At 50.9% G+C, this 17771-nt stretch carries 12 protein-coding genes; 10 read left to right on the forward strand and 2 right to left on the reverse strand.

Annotated elements, in window-relative coordinates:
• Positions 1–28: 28 nt before the first annotated feature.
• Entirely contained in the window at positions 29–1744 is a 1716-nt protein-coding gene (locus ACFFK0_RS05430) for a methyl-accepting chemotaxis protein (RefSeq protein ID WP_377468922.1), read from the reverse strand.
• A gap of 235 nt (positions 1745–1979) precedes the next feature.
• On the opposite strand from ACFFK0_RS05430, the gene ACFFK0_RS05435 reads away from it, so the two are divergent.
• The 6 genes from ACFFK0_RS05435 to ACFFK0_RS05460 all read left to right on the forward strand — a co-directional run bounded on the left by ACFFK0_RS05435 (position 1980) and on the right by ACFFK0_RS05460 (position 11683).
• Complete coding sequence (locus ACFFK0_RS05435) at positions 1980–2789, forward strand: sialate O-acetylesterase (RefSeq protein WP_377468923.1); 810 nt, start codon at positions 1980–1982, stop codon at positions 2787–2789.
• Between the two features lie 235 nt (positions 2790–3024).
• Positions 3025–3990 (forward strand): ABC transporter permease, encoded by a 966-nt coding sequence (locus tag ACFFK0_RS05440; RefSeq protein ID WP_377468925.1) that lies wholly within the window; start codon positions 3025–3027, stop codon positions 3988–3990.
• A gap of 18 nt (positions 3991–4008) precedes the next feature.
• Positions 4009–4893, forward strand: coding sequence for a carbohydrate ABC transporter permease (locus ACFFK0_RS05445; protein ID WP_377468927.1), 885 nt, complete (start codon positions 4009–4011; stop codon positions 4891–4893).
• Positions 4894–4935: 42 nt separating this feature from the next.
• Entirely contained in the window at positions 4936–6522 is a 1587-nt protein-coding gene (locus ACFFK0_RS05450; protein WP_377468928.1) for an extracellular solute-binding protein, read from the forward strand.
• 175 nt (positions 6523–6697) lie between these two features.
• Positions 6698–9277 carry an exo-rhamnogalacturonan lyase family protein gene (locus ACFFK0_RS05455; RefSeq protein WP_377468929.1) on the forward strand — a complete coding sequence of 860 codons (2580 nt, stop codon included), beginning with the start codon at positions 6698–6700 and terminating at the stop codon, positions 9275–9277.
• Between the two features lie 96 nt (positions 9278–9373).
• Positions 9374–11683: an AraC family transcriptional regulator gene (locus ACFFK0_RS05460; RefSeq protein ID WP_377468930.1), complete on the forward strand. Its 2310-nt coding sequence runs from the start codon at positions 9374–9376 to the stop codon at positions 11681–11683.
• A gap of 114 nt (positions 11684–11797) precedes the next feature.
• Here the strand turns inward: ACFFK0_RS05460 and ACFFK0_RS05465 are convergent, their stop codons facing one another.
• On the reverse strand, positions 11798–12301 hold the full coding sequence (locus ACFFK0_RS05465; protein ID WP_377468931.1) for a hypothetical protein: 504 nt from the start codon (positions 12299–12301) through the stop codon (positions 11798–11800).
• Positions 12302–12679: 378 nt separating this feature from the next.
• On the opposite strand from ACFFK0_RS05465, the gene ACFFK0_RS05470 reads away from it, so the two are divergent.
• From ACFFK0_RS05470 to ACFFK0_RS05485, 4 genes are all read left to right on the forward strand, one after another.
• Positions 12680–13492, forward strand: a complete 813-nt coding sequence (locus ACFFK0_RS05470; protein ID WP_377468932.1) for a formylglycine-generating enzyme family protein — start codon at positions 12680–12682, stop codon at positions 13490–13492.
• Positions 13493–13693: 201 nt separating this feature from the next.
• A complete protein-coding gene (locus tag ACFFK0_RS05475; protein ID WP_377468933.1) occupies positions 13694–15400 on the forward strand; it encodes an SGNH/GDSL hydrolase family protein in 1707 nt (568 codons plus the stop codon).
• Between the two features lie 19 nt (positions 15401–15419).
• Positions 15420–17006 carry a right-handed parallel beta-helix repeat-containing protein gene (locus ACFFK0_RS05480; protein WP_377468934.1) on the forward strand — a complete coding sequence of 529 codons (1587 nt, stop codon included), beginning with the start codon at positions 15420–15422 and terminating at the stop codon, positions 17004–17006.
• Complete coding sequence (locus ACFFK0_RS05485) at positions 17003–17764, forward strand: sugar phosphate isomerase/epimerase family protein (RefSeq protein WP_377468935.1); 762 nt, start codon at positions 17003–17005, stop codon at positions 17762–17764. Before ACFFK0_RS05480 ends, ACFFK0_RS05485 begins: the two co-directional genes overlap by 4 nt.
• Positions 17765–17771 lie beyond the last annotated feature (7 nt).

Below are 17771 nucleotides of genomic sequence, written 5' to 3' on the forward strand. Positions count from 1 at the left end.
CCAGGATTGTGGTCATGATGAGTAAGTCTCAGCAGGTAAATTGTTTCATCATGGCTTGAAGATCATTCGCCAAGCGAGCCAGCTCCTGTGAGGAGGAAGAGATCTCTTCCATTGACGCAAGCTGCTCTTCCGCCGCTGCAAGAACATTCTGTGTATTACTAGCTGATTCTCTGGCAACGGCGTTTACAGTCAGGATCGATTCATTCACATTTTCGGTGTTGCCGGCGAGTTTCGTTACTGCGCTAGAAACGTCTTCAATTTGAGCGACCACTCTGCTTACGGCCAGATCGATCTTATGAAGGACGCTTCCCGCCGTATTGACGATTTGTAACCCGGAGTGTACCTCGGCAAAAGTCACTTCCATCGTTGTGAATGTCGTTTCCGCTTCTTCCCGGATCAATTGAATGAGCCGTGCAATCTGCTCCGTGGACTGACTGGATTTTTCGGCAAGTTTTCTTACTTCGCTGGCAACCACCGCAAAGCCTCTGCCGTGTTCCCCCGCTCTAGCCGCTTCGATCGTTGCGTTTAAGGCTAATAAATTGGTTTGGGCCGATATCCCGTTAATGACATTCGTGATGTGTTCGATTTGGTTGGAACGGTCGTTGAGGCTCGTAACAGCCTGAGATAAGTGATTTACGTTAGCATATATGGAGTTCATTTGATTGGTTACTTCCTTGATGGCAAGATTGCCTTCAATGGCCATTTGGGAAGCGTGCAATGCGTCTTGTCTCATCGTTTCCGTATTGTCTGCGATTGTCATGGTGTGCTTTGAGATGTCCATAATTTCATGGGTGCTTTCCTCAACCTTGGTTACCTGTCGCTCCGACCCAAACGCAAGCTCTTGAGCCGTTAAAGTAATTTGTTTGCTCGCTTGACTGTTTTGTTCCGCGATGGCGCTTAGTTGTTCGGCGGAGGAAGCGACGATGTGGGAGGACTCCAGGACGGAAGTGAGGGCCGATTGCAGTTTACCCGCCATATGATTGAAAGATACTGTCAGCTGCCCGATTTCATCCTTGGATTGATAGCCTCCTCTGACCGTAAAATCTCCATTTTCCGCTTCTTGGAGCAATGCTTTTACTTCTTGAACCGGTTTTACAATCATTCGTGCGATGACGGTGCTTAGCAACACCAGTAAGAGCAGAGCGGCAGCAAGGACGGCTGTCACAATAATCGTTGTTGTTCGCAAGTTATCCTGGTTGGCGCTGTTGATTGTGCCGGCATAGCTGATATTAACATGCTGCAAAGCTTTTAACGTATCGTTAACCTGCTTGCGGCTTGGTTCAACTTCCTTGTTATAGATTGCATAGGCTTCATTGATCTTATTTTGCGAGATAAGCTCTAGGACAAGATTTCGTTTTTCGCTCAACATATTGCTGTGTTCTTTATATTGCTGCAAGATCTTTTGCTGCTCCGGATTGATTCGGCCGTTTTCGATTTCCGCAATGATTCCATCAATTTCTTTCCATGCATCCGTGATTTCGAAATTCAGCTCTTTGATTCTTTCGGGATTTTTAGTAACCAATAGTTCAAGCATGTAGGCATCGCTTGCCCTGGCATTTACCCTGACCTGCATGACTTGATTAAGGGGAAGCAAATTGTCCTGATACATGATGTCTGAATTTTTTGCCATGATCCGAATGTAGCTTAAGCCCAACGAGCCAACCGCGCCAATGGCGAGTACACTTACGATGATGACAATCATGAGCTTTTTTGCAATTAATACATTTTTTAACAGTTTTAACACGATGTCCTCCATTGTCTTGCCTTATTTGACTTACGATTGCTATGTTCGACACGATGTTCCTTTCTCCTCCGGTTTACGTTCCAATACGGGAATTTGAATCTTGACATGCGATCCATCTTTCATTCATTCCCCAATTTTTGTATAATACATGAAACGTATTAACTGAATGGCGCTGGATAACGATCTGGCGAGAAGCCCGCCGCCCGCATGCATGTACTCGAAGAGGAGATGTGCGATGAATTCCCAACATGTTGACTTAATTATGTTTATGGGCCAGTCCAATATGGCCGGCAGAGGCGAAGCCTCGGAAGCGCCGAAGGTGCAGACGGGGAAGGCGTTTGAATTCAGAGCCGTCTCCGACCCTACAACGTTATACCCGCTGACGGAGCCATTCGGCGTATATGAAAATAATGAAGCAAGCGGCGTCTGCGAGACGACCAAAACGGGTTCCATGGTTTCGGCCTTTGCCGCTGAATACACCCATATCACAAATCGAACGATAATTGGAGTTTCTTGCTCAAAGGGCGGAACATCGATTAACCTCTGGCAGCCGAACGGTGCTTTCTTAAATGACGCCATATCCCGGTATCACACCGCGAAAGCCTGGCTTACCGAGAACGGGTATACGATACAAAATCAGTTCATGGTTTGGTGTCAGGGAGAAACCGACGGCGATCATGGCATGCCGGGGGGAGCGTATGCGGCAAAATTACAGCTGATGATCGACGCCATGGTGGCCGCCGGGCTCGAAAGGTGCTACATCGTACGGATCGGCTGCCACCGGGATCATCCGACGTTATATGATGAGATCATGCAGGCCCAAACGGAGCTTTGCAAGACATATCCGAACGCAGTGCTGGTATCAACCAAATTTGCGAGTATGGCCGCCGAAGGGCACATGAAAGACCCGTTCCACTATACCCAGTACGGTTATAACACGGTCGGGGCCGACGCCGGGATTAATACCGCTTTCCACATAACTCATAAAAAAGAACCGTACATGTACGATCCGAAGAGCAAAGAGCTGTATGTTTCTCACAAATAAAAATAGATGCATCAAGTGATTGAAGCCGCTCATCGGAGCGGTTTTTTTCGTCGTTACGGCCGCATTTGCCATGCTACACTTTCTCGGTTTATCGGTTTAATAGTACAATGTAGGATTGCGGTCCATTTCAGCTGCCAGGCGGCGTACAAGAATGTCCCATTGCCGGAAATTGGGGTCCGTTTCATAATAAGGTCACACCGCTCGCGACGCGAACACAAATCTGGAGGTGACGACGATGAAGCAGGCGTCCGCTCAAGGCAGCGTCCATACGGCGCGTATGGCTGTTAAGGACTCTAAGCACAATATCCTGGCCCGGATGCGCCGGGAGAAATGGATGTATGTCTTACTGCTGCCAGGATTGCTTTATTTTCTGATTTTCAAATATGTCCCGATGTGGGGCGTGCTGCTGGCATTTAAAAATTATCAGCCCTTCCTGGGGTTCTTTAAAAGCGAATGGGTCGGACTGGAGCATTTCCGAGTGTTATTCGCCAACCCGGAATTCGGCATGCTGCTGCGCAACACGTTGACGTTATCGTTTTTAAATCTGGTGTTTTTCTTCCCGGCTCCTATTATCTTAGCCCTGCTGCTCAATGAGGTCAGGCGTGCGTTATTCAAACGAACGATTCAAACGCTGATCTATGTTCCTCATTTTATTTCCATGGTTATCGTGGCAAGCTTGACCTACGTGTTCCTGACGACAGAGGGCGGGGTTGTGAACGAATTCCTGTTCAAGTGGACGGGATATAAGATTGATTTTCTTGCCGATCCGGAGTGGTTTCGGCCGATCATTATTCTTCAGACGATCTGGAAGGAGTGCGGCTGGGGGACGATTATTTTTCTGGCTGCATTAGCCGGGGTGGACGTGGAGCAGTACGAAGCCGCCATTATGGACGGAGCCAACCGCTGGAAGCAGATCTGGCATATTACGCTGCCTTCCATCAGCAGCACGATTATCATTTTGCTGATTCTGCGGATGGGGAACGTGATGGATAACGGCTTCGAACAAATTTATTTGCTGCTGAATCCGCTGAACCGGAATGTAGCGGAAGTGTTTGATACGTATGTGTATATGGTCGGAATTACCCAAGGCGCGTTCAGCTACAGTACGGCGGTGGGCCTGTTCAAATCGATCGTAGGGATCATTCTCGTATTGGGCACGAACTGGCTGGCGAAGAAATTCGGCCATTCCGGACTTTATTAAGAGGGGAGGAGGAAACCGTTGGCAAGACATTACAGGTCCGTTTCCGGCACCATATTCGACGTTTGCAACTATGCATTCTTAGGTTTATTCGCCTTGGAGGCCGTGCTGCCTTTCATCTATATCATTGCGGGTTCCTTCGCCAGCGATGCGGAGTTGACAGAGCGGGCCGTGTTTCTGATTCCGGAAACGTTCACGATCGCGGCGTACGAATATATTTTCTCGACCGATACGATTCTGCGAAGCATCTCGGTTTCCGTATATGTTACGGTGATCGGAACGCTATTTAACCTCATCTTCACCGTAACGATGGCCTATCCTTTGGCCCGGAGAGCTCTGGTCGGACGGAACCTCGTCCTCAATCTGGTGATCTTCACGATGCTCTTCAGCGGCGGCATGATTCCTTTATACTTGGTGATAAAGGAACTCAACTTGCTGGACAGCTTGTGGGCGCTCATCCTGCCAGGCGCGATCAATGCCTTTAACCTGATTATTGTAAAAAACTTCTTTCAGGAGCTTCCGCCTGAGCTCGAGGAGGCCGCCAAGATCGACGGCTGCACCGATTTGGGGCTGTTATGGAAAATCGTTCTGCCCCTGTCCAAACCCGTGCTTGCGACCTTTACGTTGTTTTATGCCGTGTCCCATTGGAATTCCTTCTTCGACGCGCTGCTTTATATTAACGACCCGTCCAAGTGGCCTTTGCAGGTGATGCTCCGGCAAATCGTGCTGCTGTCTCAATCGGCAGCGGGGGATTTGAATAACATGGACCCTGGCTTCGTCCAACCGCCGGACCAATCCATCAAAATGGCTGTTATCGTGGTCGGTACGATTCCGATTCTGCTCGTGTATCCGTTTCTGCAGAAGCACTTTGCCAAAGGGGTCATGATCGGCTCTGTCAAAGGCTAAACGGTTAACGAATGCAAACATAAAGGGAGGTTCAACAACGATATGAACATGAACAAACGGCCAATGAAGAAGCAGCTCGCACTGATATCGGCGGCGGCACTTGTTGCGGCAGGACTGGCAGGCTGCGGTGGCGGCACCTCGGACCAACATGCGCAGCCGGTACAGCCGTCCGGGGCGGCGGGTCAGAACAGTCTCCCGCCTATGGAGCTTAGTATTATGATTCCGGCTTTCAATACGACTTTCCCGAAGGACGGCACTCCCGTTCTGGCGGAGCTCGAAAAAAGAACGAATACCAAGATCCATCTGGAATGGGTACCGAACTCCTCTTATGCGGATAAGTTTAACATTACCATGGCTTCCGGCAGACTTCCCACCATTATGTATGTGCCGGATGTCAAGGGCTCGACGTTCGTCAATGCGACAGAATCCGGTGCGTTCTGGGAAGTCGGTCCGTATCTGAAGGATTTCAAAAACTTAAGTCAAGCCAATCCGGTTATCCTGAAAAACTCCTCAACCGGCGGAAAGAACTACGGGATTTACCGGGCGCGCGCATTAGGCCGCAATGGCATCAATTATCGCAAAGACTGGCTTGACAATGTGGGGCTGCAGCCGCCGAAGACGATCGATGATTTCTACAATATGCTGAAGGCTTTCAAAGAAAAGGACCCTGACAAGAACGGGAAGAACGATACGTACGGCATGGTGCTCGTGAAGTGGACCGGAACTTGGGCCAGCGGCTTCGATACGATCAAGCTGTGGTTCGGCGCGCCTAACAAATGGGGTGAAGTGAACGGCAAGCTGGTGCCTGAGCACGAAACGCCGGGATATTTGGAAGCGCTGAAGTTTATGCGGAAGCTGTACGAAGAGAAGCTGATTAACCAAGACTTCGCCGTATACGACAGTTCCAAGTGGATTGACCCTGTGGTGAACAACCAGGCCGGCGTCATCGTAGACGTAACGGACACGGCCGGACGGATTGACCAAAAAATCCATGCGAATCTGCAAAAAGATGGTAAAGACGAACCGGACAAACATTATGTCGACAACTTGATCGGCGTGGAAGGCTCGCATGGTCTGAGAGCGCTGCCGACCTCCGGCTTCGCGGGGATGCTGGCGATTCCGAAATCTTCCGTGAAGACCGAAGACGAGCTGAAGCGGGTACTCGGATTCCTGGATCAGACGAATGATGCAGAACTTCAAACGCTGCTTTATTCCGGTATCGAAGGGCGCCATTACACGAAGGAGAAGGACTATATTTTACCGACAACGGATAAGCCGCTGGCGGATGCCGAGCTCACCGGCTTGGGCCAAATGCTTACCTACATTCCGGAAGACCGGACCCTGAAAAGCAAGCAGGCGGTGTCTGCGCTTTCCCAGAAAACCGAAAAGCTCCAGAAGGAAGCTGAGAAATATATCGTCGTGAATCCTGCCGAGCCGTTCATATCCAAAGTGTATTCCCTGAAAGGCCCGCAGCTGGATAATATCATCAACGACGCACGGATTAAATTCATCGTGGGCAAATCCACGGAAGAGGATCTGAAAGCGGCATTTGAGCTCTGGAGAAAGAGCGGCGGCGACGAATACGTGAATGAAATGAACACGCTGTACGCTGCAGCTCCGAAGAAATAGTCTTGCAACAAAGCCGTGTCGGGCTGACACGGCTTTGTTATTGAACTGCTGGGATGCTCTCGGCCACAATGTCCTACAGCTGCATGAAAGTGCTATCAAGTGATTCTAGCCTGCAAGAAAGTGCGATTGTAGGCAATGATTCGCGAGCGTACAATTTCCCCAAGGAGTGAAAGCGATGTCAAACGATACAAGAGTACCATTACATATGCTGCAAGAAATCACCGGCCCTTCGCCCAAAGGAATCACATGGGGCATTCCATGGGATAAGGGAGTATTGGATCGAAATGATCCGCTAAGCCTCATGGGGCCGGACGGTCCGATCGCCATGCAGAGCTGGCCCACCGCCTATTGGCCGGACGGCAGCGTGAAATGGACGGCCCATTCCACCGTGATCAGCGTTAAAGATGCGGGAGAGCTGTACGTTTCCGTCGGGGAGCCATCCGCATACGCACACCAAATTTCCGTTACGGAGACCGAGGATTCCATCCTCCTCCATTCAGGTGTAGCGGAATGTGTGATCGCGAGGCAAGGCGAGCGATTAATTAGGAGATTAACCAGGAACGGCCGTATGGTATGCTCCGGCGGATCGCTGGTCGCGCTCCGGGAGGAGCGAACGGCGGAGAGCGGCGGTACGACGATTCGGGAAGAGAAGTTTACCGGTCGGATTCAATCGGTTACCGTGGAGCAAAGCGGACCGGTCCGTGCGGTCGTTCGGGTAGACGGGTTTCATAGGGCCGATGCAGGGGAGCGGGAATGGCTGCCGTTTACTTTGCGGGTATATATGTACGCAGGCCTCGACACGGTCCGTCTCGTGCATACGTTCCACTACGACGGCGATCCGGATCATGATTTTATTAAAGGGCTGGGGCTCGCGTTTCAAGTGCCGCTCTCAGGCCCTCTGTATAATCGGCATATCCGCCTCGCGGGCGACACAGGCTTCTTCGCCGAGTCGCCCAAGACGCTGCACACCCGCCGTACCAAGGGCAAATACCGCGAGCTGTTCGAGCGCCAGTGCCATGCGCAGGCCGTTGATTTTGACCCGGCGGAAGACGAGTATTTCATGGGGCTGCTGCAGGATTCTGCGACCTGGGACGGTTACAAGCTGGTGCAGGATTCCTCCCACCATTATCGAATCTGGAAGAGGACGAAGGAGGAATGCTGCTGGTTGAAGACAGCGGACGGACACCGGTCCGGCGGGCTCGGATACGTAGGCGATCTGACCGGCGGACTCGGCGCGGGACTTCGCCACTTCTGGGAAAAGCATCCCAGTGCTATTGAAGTGGAAAACACGACCAAGGACGAAGCTACTTTTAAGGTATGGCTGTGGTCTCCGGACGTTCCTGCTATGGACCTGCGGCATTACGATACGGAAACTCATGTGGAATCGTCCTACGAAGGCTTTAAAGAATTGAACGCTACGCCTTATGGAATCGCCAATACGAATGAGCTGACGCTGTGGGCATTGCCGGCTTCGCCGGGCCCGGAGCGGCTCGGTGAGATGCTCGCGGAGCTCCACGAGCCCCCTATGCTGGTTTGCGAGCCCGAGTATTACTACCGCGTCCGCGCCTTTGGCTTGTGGAGCCTGCCTGACCGCAGCACCCCGGCCAAGTCCTATATGGAGGACCGGCTGGACGGCATCGTTTCTTTCTTTCAAAGAGAAATCGTGCAGCGGAATTGGTACGGCTTCTGGGATTTCGGCGATGTGATGCACAGCTACGATCCGGTACGCCACGTATGGAATTACGATTTGGGCGGATGCGCTTGGCAAAATGCGGAGCTGGTGCCGAACATGTGGTTGTGGACGACGTTCCTTCGTACCGGAAGGGCGGACGTATTCCGCATGGCTGAAGCGATGACGCGGCACACCAGCGAGGTCGATGCGTACCATTTCGGCCCGTACGCCGGCTTGGGCTCCAGGCACAATGTCGTTCACTGGGGCTGCGGCTGTAAGGAAGCTCGCGTATTTATGGCCGGTCTGCACCGCTACTATTATTATTTGACGGCGGACGAAAGAACCGGCGATCTGCTCGATCTGGTGAAGGACGCGGACTATTCGACGCTGGTTATGGACCCGATGAGGGCTTATTTTCCCAAGGATGAGAATCCGGTCCATCTTCGTATCGGTCCTGACTGGGCCGCCTTCTGCTCCAATTGGATGACCCGCTGGGAACGGTTCGAGGACACGGAATACCGCGACAAGATCTTAACCGGTATTCAATGCTTGAAGAACGCGAAATATCGGATGCTATCCGGCCCTTCCTACGGCTATGACCCTGAAACCAATGTGCTCTCCCCGATGGGAGAGGATAATTCCGGCCGCCATATGGTCATCTGTATGGGCGGTCCGCAAGTGTGGTTTGAACTGGCGAATATGCTGGACGATCCGGAATGGGTGGATATGCTGGCCGAGTTCGGCGTCTACTACAATCTGCCGCAGGAAGAGAAGGATCTGATCACCAACGGAGAGATTCGGACCGAGAGCTGGGGCCACCCGGTATTAAGCGTCGGCATTGCGGCTTACGGAGCGTATCACAGACAGGACAATCGGACGGCGGAGCACTGCTGGCACATTCTTCTGGACAATCCTTTCGGGGATATCAACCTTGCGGAAAGCGAAAAAACGGTTATTCACTTGGAAGAGCTGCAGGAAATCGATTGGATGAATACGAACGAAGCTTCCCAATGGTCTTTAAATACCATCATCAGTTTGGAGCTTCTGGCAGGATCGTTGGATCGCGTTTACGGAAAACGGTAAGTCTGAGGCCGGTATTATTCATTCCAATGGGCAGCCTTGCCGATTCGTAACGGATGGGGTATTCTACTGAAAAAACATATACGGCTGGTGAATGCGATGGGTAAGCTATTCTCCAAAGGAACGAAATATTACCGGCAAAGCTTGCTGTTGATTCTTGCTATCGCTACATTACCCGGTTTACTGCTGAGCGGATTCATGTATTGGGGGGCCGGAGGGGAGATCGAACAAGAGCTCCACCAGCTTCATCGGCAAAACATACACGAACGCGCGCAAACCATAGACGAAACGCTGGCTCACTTGGAAATGTCCCTGGGACATTGGGCCTTCGAGCCCCAGTTTGATTACACGCTGGGGAACATCGACTTCGGCGATGATTACGAACGGGCATGGGACATTTCCAAGACGCTGCTGGTCATCCTGAGCTCGAGCGAGCTGATTGAGCATGCGGAGCTGTATGTGAAAGGATCGGCAAACCGGGAAGGCGTCAGGTTTAATCCGGAGTACAGTATGTTAAGCGCGGACATGAATGAACAATATGCCAGTCTGCTGCAGCAGCCCCGTCCGATCTTCTGGTCCAACACCTTCCCGGGTGTTCAAAGGCAGGAGCAGCTGACCTTAATCCAGAAAGTGCCCGGCAACAGCAAAGAACCTGTAGGTCTGCTGCTGGTCCGGATTAATATGGATAAGCTTGCGCGCCTGGTCGGTACGCTCACACCGTATAACGGTGCCAAAACAGTGATTTTCCAAAACGACGGAGCAACGATCATGAGTACAGGTGTCGGGGGCGAGGACGGGCCCTTCGTGCAGCAGCTGATCAACGACATTCATAGCGGAAAGCAGGAAAACGGCTTATATTATTTCGACTGGAAAGGGAGCAAATATTCCGTTACCTATGATCATTTTACTCAGCTGAGCACTCACTGGTCCTATATTTCGGCAGCTCCCATTCGGGAGATCACGGCCCCGCTGCTGTCCATTTCGAAATTGATCATCGCTCTTAGCTGCGCAGCTCTTGTGATCGCGGTATCTATGGCGTGGATGGCTTCCCGCCGTATTTATTCTCCGATTGGCAAACTGGTTCACATGCTGAGCGGATACCGAACGGAGCTTTTGGGCAAAGGGGTGGATGAGTTTTCATTCATCAATCAGAAGTGGCAGGAATTGACCAGGGAGAGTACTACTTTACAAACGAAGCTGAAGCAAGAGCTTCCGCATCTGAAGGAAGGCTTCGTCCAGCAGCTGATCCAAGGATATTTGTACCGGTACTCCAGCCATGAACTTATCGAACGATTCCGGCAGTACGGAGGCAGCGTTGACCGGAGTGCGTTTACTGTAGTTCATATCCAATTGATCGGGTTCGGCAGCCTCGCGGGCCGTTTCAATAAGGGCGATGAGGGACTGGTTACCTTTGCGGCATGCAATATCATTGAGGAATTGGCCCGAAGCCGGCTGGAGCAAGCTTACGTGATCAATTTTCATGATTTGTCCATCGCGCTCCTGGTGGTTGAATCGTTTAAGAGTGATAGGGACAGTATTATGTCCTTGTGCCGTGAGCTGACCCATGGAATTAGCCAGCTGCTGCGCATGCAGGCAACCGCGGTGATCGCGCCGCCTACGGACGATATCAAGCAGATCGCTTCCTTGTTCGAAAGCGCCAAATCGGCTACCCGATACCGGAGCTTTGACAACGAAAGCCAAATCATCGATATGGAGCAGCCCAGTCTTCTTGCCGAAACGGGCAGCTTGAGCTATCCGATTGCGATAGAGCGTGAGCTCATTCAAGCGCTGCGAGCCGGTGAACGGGAGGAAGCCGCGCGGCAGCTGTCTTTGTTCGTTGAAGCCCTGTCCGCCGAGCGGGTGAAAGAAATCGACGCGCAGCAAGGCATGATGCGCTTGCTGGCGGGAATTTTGAATGCGGTATCACAAGTAGGGGTCAATCCGGCCGTTCTGTCCAAGGGGACGAATATGTTTGAAGCGCTCTCTCAAATCCGGGATACGCAATCGATCTTGAAATGGTTTAACGAGCATATCATCGAGTCTATCATGCAGGAGCTTGAGAAACGATCCAACGATCAATTGAAGAGAATGATCGAGCAGGCCAAGAACTATTTGCAGGACTACTATGCCAAGGATATATCGCTGGAGAGCTGTGCAGAGCAAGTAGGCGCGGCGCCCTATTTTCTCAGTAAAGCGTTTAAGGCGGAGACAGGAGTCACCTTCACGGAGTACTTGACCAATTTGCGTATGGATAAGGCCAAGGCGATGCTCCGCGACTCGAATACGATGATTAATGAAATCGCTATGCAGGTCGGCTACCAGCCCAGCTATTTCATCCGGCTGTTCAAGAAGCTGGAGGGGATCACCCCGGGCCGATTCCGGGAGTTGGTGCGCGACGGGGGCGATTAGGACAGCGTGTGCGGTATGCCGCGTTTCCGGCCTCGCAGAAAGAAATGAAAAAGAAGAGACGCTTACTAGAGAAGCATCTCTTCTTTTTAACATGTCAGGAATAATCACAATTTATTAATACTTAGGGTTATTGAACAGGTCAATTTCATAGTGTGCGTTCGGATCCACCATACTGTAGTATGTTGGTGCAACGTCAACTTTCAGTTCGCTGCCGGCAGGCAGGTATACTTGCCAGCACTCACGCCCTGTTTGGTCGTAAAGCTTGCTTGCGCTGGCTCCAAATCCAGTTGTGGAGATCGAACGGATGCCGTAATCGAGGTAGTTATTGTTTACTCCGTTATAGTTCACATCAAAGTAAACATAGAACACTCTCCCGTTCCCCGTATCGTTCTTCCAGTAAAAGTAGTCATGGTCTTCATATTGCGAGAAAGTGCCATGGTACCAGTCGCCGATACCATAGAAGGAGTTAGCTTCACCTTCTTTAAAGGTAAAGGACGTTGGTGTTGTGTAGCCATCTTTTTCCTGTGCGAGATTGGTCGTTGCTCCGGCAAAGGCAGATGTTGAGAAGGCCATGCTAAGAACGATAGTGGAAAGAATGGTCGCGAGCTTTTTCTTCACAGGAATAACCTCCAGAGGAATGAAATGGATGTCAATTGAAAACTGGCCAGTGTTTCAATTACATGTATAAAATTACCATTTATTATAACTAATTGTAATAGTTCCTGCATACTATTTTGGAAAAAATATCTTACAAGAGGAATCGACTGCTACAATCCTAACGAAATGAACCAATGCTAGAAAGTGCCATTCAGTTAACAAAGTGCTGCTCGTGTTAAAACCCTGGCAAGAAAGTCTCATTGCCTTGAATGCGTTTCCAAACTATTCTTATTACGTCAAGCGGCCCAAAGAGGCGTTTGCGAATTGTACCAGAGGGGGGGGGAGTGGCGGTTGGATGACAGCTAGCGACCATCGAAGCGAAAGGAATGGCAATGACGTATGAAAATGAACTCAAATCTAACCATCATAGCGGTAGTCTTAGGTATTGCATCTGTCGGTCTACTCTATAATTACAATCAAACGTTTGGTCGAACTGCAGTTAATCTATCCAAGACGGACAGCATTGATCTTGGCCATGGCGTAACCATGGAGTTTGTTCAGATTCATCCAGGTTCATTCACAATGGGCTCTTCTCTGCATGTAGGAGAGGGGGACGAAGCTCTGGAGCACAAAGTCTCGATTACGAAACCGTTTTATTTAGGAAAATATGAAGTGACCCAGGAGCAATGGGGAGCGCTGATGGGCAACAATCCAAGTCATTTCAAAGGTGAACAACTCCCGGTAGACAGTGTAAGCTGGGATGAAGCCCAATTGTTCGTAACCAAGCTTCAAGAAAAGACCGGACGGCGATTTACTCTACCAACGGAAGCGCAATGGGAATACGCCGCACGTGCAGGGACAACTACGAAATGGGACTTTGGCGATAGCGAATCCATGTTAGGCGGCTATGCCTGGTTTGGGGAAAATTCGGGTGAAGCGACTCATCCGGCAGGCCAGAAAAAGCCTAACGCTTGGGGCCTTTACGATATGTACGGTAATGTTCAGGAGTGGTGTAACGACTGGTATGCAAGCCCATACCCGCAAGGGGACGCTTCCGACCCGCAAGGTCCAAATTCGGGTGAATCGCGTGTGCTCCGCGGAGGAGCATGGGGAGACGACTTTACGATGGTTCGTTCATCGTACCGCAATGCCGCTGGTACTGACGCGAAAACGGCCGGCATCGGTTTCAGGGTTGTAATGATGGTCGAATAAACGCCGGCCGGCGCAGATGCAAGCTGGCTGTTCAATCGAGATGAATGGGAGGGAATCATGATGAGGAAGTCCATAACATCGATGTTGAATCCTGCGAGTCGAGTGTGTAAAGTTGGTGCTGCCATGGCCATGATCGGTTTAGCAGCCTGTTTGGTGCTTTCCGCATCAGCATCAGCAATGTCCGCAGGAGGTACGGTCGAAATGATTGGCGACAAAGGCAGCGTAAACAACAATAAGTGGAAATTCGACTTTGGCCCGGAAAAGCGCGGGGCCAACGGGTATACAAGCGTACCTGCCGATTTGGCATACACCCGGGAAAGAGGCTACGGCTTTCTCGGATTGGGTCTGAATGGCTATCAAGAGGATCAGCGAAGCGACGGATTTGTCATGCAAGAAGGACAAGAAATTAAGCTTCAAGAGGTTTCCAAGCCTAATCCGAAAACGGTTGACGATGATGCGGTAGCGGTAACGGAACCGGGTATGCCCATTCGTTTCGCCTTGCATGTAACGCCAAATACGTATTACAAAGTAAAGGTGACGTTAACCGGTGCCGACCCGAGCCAGGATGCTGTCGTCAATTTGTTTTCCGAGAAGAGACATTTTCACTTAACGGAGAAGGTTATTCCTGCCGGTACGAGTTTGACTTATGAATTCCACGTGAATGTTCAAGATGTGTACTCGAAAGTAACGGGGACATACGTGGATACGATGTTAAATATTGCGGTCAGTGGTGAAAACGCTGCCATTTCGTCCGCCCAAATTCAGCAGCTGGACCATGGTACAACAGTTTGGGTGCTTGGCGACTCGACAGTGAATGATCAATTGGCACCGCTCCCGTATTTTAGGCTTCAAAACTATTCGGGTGTCGGGCAAGCGCTTTCGAAGTATGTGGGTCCGGATATTGCCGTATCCAATCATGCGGAAAGCGGCTTGAACAACTACAGCAGCGTGCCGCATTTCGATCAGTTTAAAGACCGGATCAAGCCCGGCGATTTCGTATTTTTCGAGTTCGGACATAATCACAAAACGGATGGTCCGACAGGCTACTATAACGGTATTTCCTATTATTATGATTTTGTTCGCAGCAAGGGAGCCAATTTCATCGTTGTAGGTCCAGTTGACCGTCACAGGGCTTATCAATACGATGCGGCAACCAACACATGGACTTCAACCTTAGACGGTTTTTCTGCAATAGGCAAACAATATGTTGAGGAAAAGGTTGCAGCCGGTGCAGCGGATATCGCCTTTGTCGATCTGAATGCGTCATCGCTCGCTTGGTATTCTCGGCTTTGCGAAGCTTTGGGCTATACGGCTGCGAGTACGGATTACTATTTCAGGGCCGTGCAGGGCGGGAGTGTAGACGGTACGCATCCAAACGATGCCGGTGTGGATCATTTTGCGAAAATGTTCATGGATGGCGCCAAAGCTGTCGTTATTGCAAATCCTGAAACACCGCAAGCCCAAGTATTAGCCCGTCTGCTGAAAGGTGCAAGAGACGAAATACCATACACGGTGCCCGCTTCGATTACCAGCTTAGGACCTGCACCGAATAGCGCGTACCCTCAGCCGTATGTACCTCCCGTTGCTCAGAACTATCCGTTAGCTGTCAGCAATGTTGCTTTGGATGCAGACGGTAATATCGTATCGATGTCCGTGACCAAGCAAGGTGACCTGACCAGCTACGGTCGGGGAATCGTTGAGGTATATAAAGCGAGTGGTGAGCTGAAAGGTACCGCTTATGCAAATGAGCAAATCGATAATACCATTGAAGGCACGCAAACGGTAACGTTCACAACGGATCTGACGCTTGGTGCCGACGAACAATTGAAAGCATATGTCATGGAATTTGAAGACAAGCCGGGATATCCGCTCACGGATAAGCAGCTTTCCGATTTTTATATCCCTTAGGAAAATAGGAGGCGAAAATATGAATAAACCAAAGAAATCTGTATATGTTACTGCCAGTCAAACGTTAAAAGTATGTGTTGCTGCGATCGGGCTTAGCGCCGGGGTATTATTTGCGATGTCAACCTCGGCTTTTGCTGCCGATACGTATTACATTTCACCAACGGGCAGCGACAGCAATCCGGGAACGGAAGCAGCGCCATTCAAGAGCATTATGAAAGCGCAAGCCGCAGCATCCTCGGGAGATACGGTATATATTCGCGGTGGCGTTTATGATGATTTTGACATTGCCAAGACCGACAGTAATTATAATTACGTACACGATATGACGAAAAGCGGGATTACTTATGAGGCTTATCCTGGAGAACGGCCGGTATTTGATTTCCAACATGTGCCGACGAACTTGCGGGTGGCCGCTTTCCGCGTGGCGGATAAAGTAACCGGAATCACCTTCAAAGGCTTCGACGTCATCGGGGTGAAAGTAGGCAATCAGAAGCAATCCGAAGTTTTTCGAGTGATCGGCCAGGCCAATTTCGAGAATGTAGCCGCTCATGATAATGAAGCGAACGGTTTTTATTTTACGACAAGAGGGACAGGAACGGTTCTCAATTGCGACGCTTACAACAACATTGGGCCAACGGACGCGTCGGCTGGAAATACGGATGGCTTTGGCGCTCATGCAGGTCCGGTCTCGTTTATTAACTCCCGTGCATGGAATAACAGCGATGACGGATTTGACAGTATCAGCTCGAGCGCGTCAGTGACGTATGATCATTCCTGGTCCTTCAATCACAGGGGCAATCAGAACGGACTCGGCGACAAAAACGGGTTTAAAGTCGGCGGCTATAGTTACAGAACCGAAGGACTCCCTGACCCGCTGCCCTCCCATACCGTAAAGTATTCCTTAGCTGTCAATAACGGGGCTAACGGCTTTTATGCGAACCATCAACCGGGCAAATCGGCGGACTGGATTAATAATACGGCCTATAATAACAGTACAGCTAACTTTAATATGCTGGAGCGCGTTAGTCCGACGGATCCCAACAACATCCCTGGGTACCGTGAAATTTTGCACAATAACATTGCATATAAGGGTACAGCCATAGCCAACGATAACCATCCGCCGGAAAATGTAACGAATAATTCTTGGACGATCGGCGGCGGTCTTCCCATTACGGATAAAGATTTTGTAAGTCTGGATGTGAGCCAATTATCTGCACCGCGCAAACCGGACGGCAGCTTGCCTGATGTTACATTCATGCGTCCGGTAATGACCAGTTCTCTGTACGCATACCATTTAGGCTACCTTGCCGACCAGAATCCGCAAAACGCGGAGGCCGGGATCCCGGCGGTACGGGCGCTGCTGGAGCAGCTCGCCTCGAAAGGGGAAATTACGGGAGCCCTGCTTCCGCAGCTTCGGAACGGACTCGAGCAAGCGGAGCACCAGCTGGAGCAGGGAAGACCGGACCAGGCCGCGCATTATCTGGAGATGTGGCTGAAGCATTTGACACGCACGCCGGCTTCATCGACGATCAGCGACCAAGCGGCAGCCGTACTGAAAGCCAATGCAAAGGCATTCATTCTCGAGTGGACGGAGGATAAACCTTGACCAAAATTGCAGGTGCACAGCTGTATACGATACGCGAATATGTGAAAACACCGGAGGCTATCGACGAGTCATTCCGGAAGCTCAAAGAAATCGGGTACACCACGGTTCAGGCGTCGGGACTCGGCCCTATTCCGGCGGGTGAACTGGCCGCCATCGCGCGTTCCCACGGATTGAGCATCGTCTTGACGCACACGCCATATGCCCGGTTTACGGAGGACCTGGACGGGGTGATTAAGGATCACCATATCCTAGGCTGCGGCTTGGCCGGAATCGGAGGCCTGCCGACTCCGTACCGAAACGCCGAGGGATACGCTGCCTTTGCCAAGAAGTTTGCGGAGATTGCAGATGAGCTGGGCAGAAACGGGCTGAAGTTCAGCTATCATAACCATCATTTTGAGTTTCAAAAGCATGGCGGCAAGCTGGGCTTGGATATTCTTATCGAGCAAACGAATCCGGAAACGTTCATGTTTACGCTGGACACTTACTGGGTTCAAGCCGGAGGAGCCGACCCTAGCGCATGGATCCGTAAGCTGAAGGGCAGAGTTGAGGCCATTCACTTGAAGGATATGACGATTATCGATGAGCAGCAGAGCATGACCGAGATTATGGAAGGCAACCTCCAATGGCCGGAAATCTTCCGCGCATGCGAGGAAGCGGAAGTGAAGTGGTATCTGGTCGAGCGCGATGCCGGTCCTACGGAAGCTTTCGACAGCCTCAAAATCAGCTATGAGAATCTCAAAAAGGCAGGGTTCGTTTAAGAGCCGC

The sequence above is a fragment of the Paenibacillus chartarius genome, assembly GCF_042432825.1.
In the GTDB taxonomy this organism is placed as follows: Bacteria; Bacillota; Bacilli; order Paenibacillales; family NBRC-103111; genus Gordoniibacillus; species Gordoniibacillus chartarius.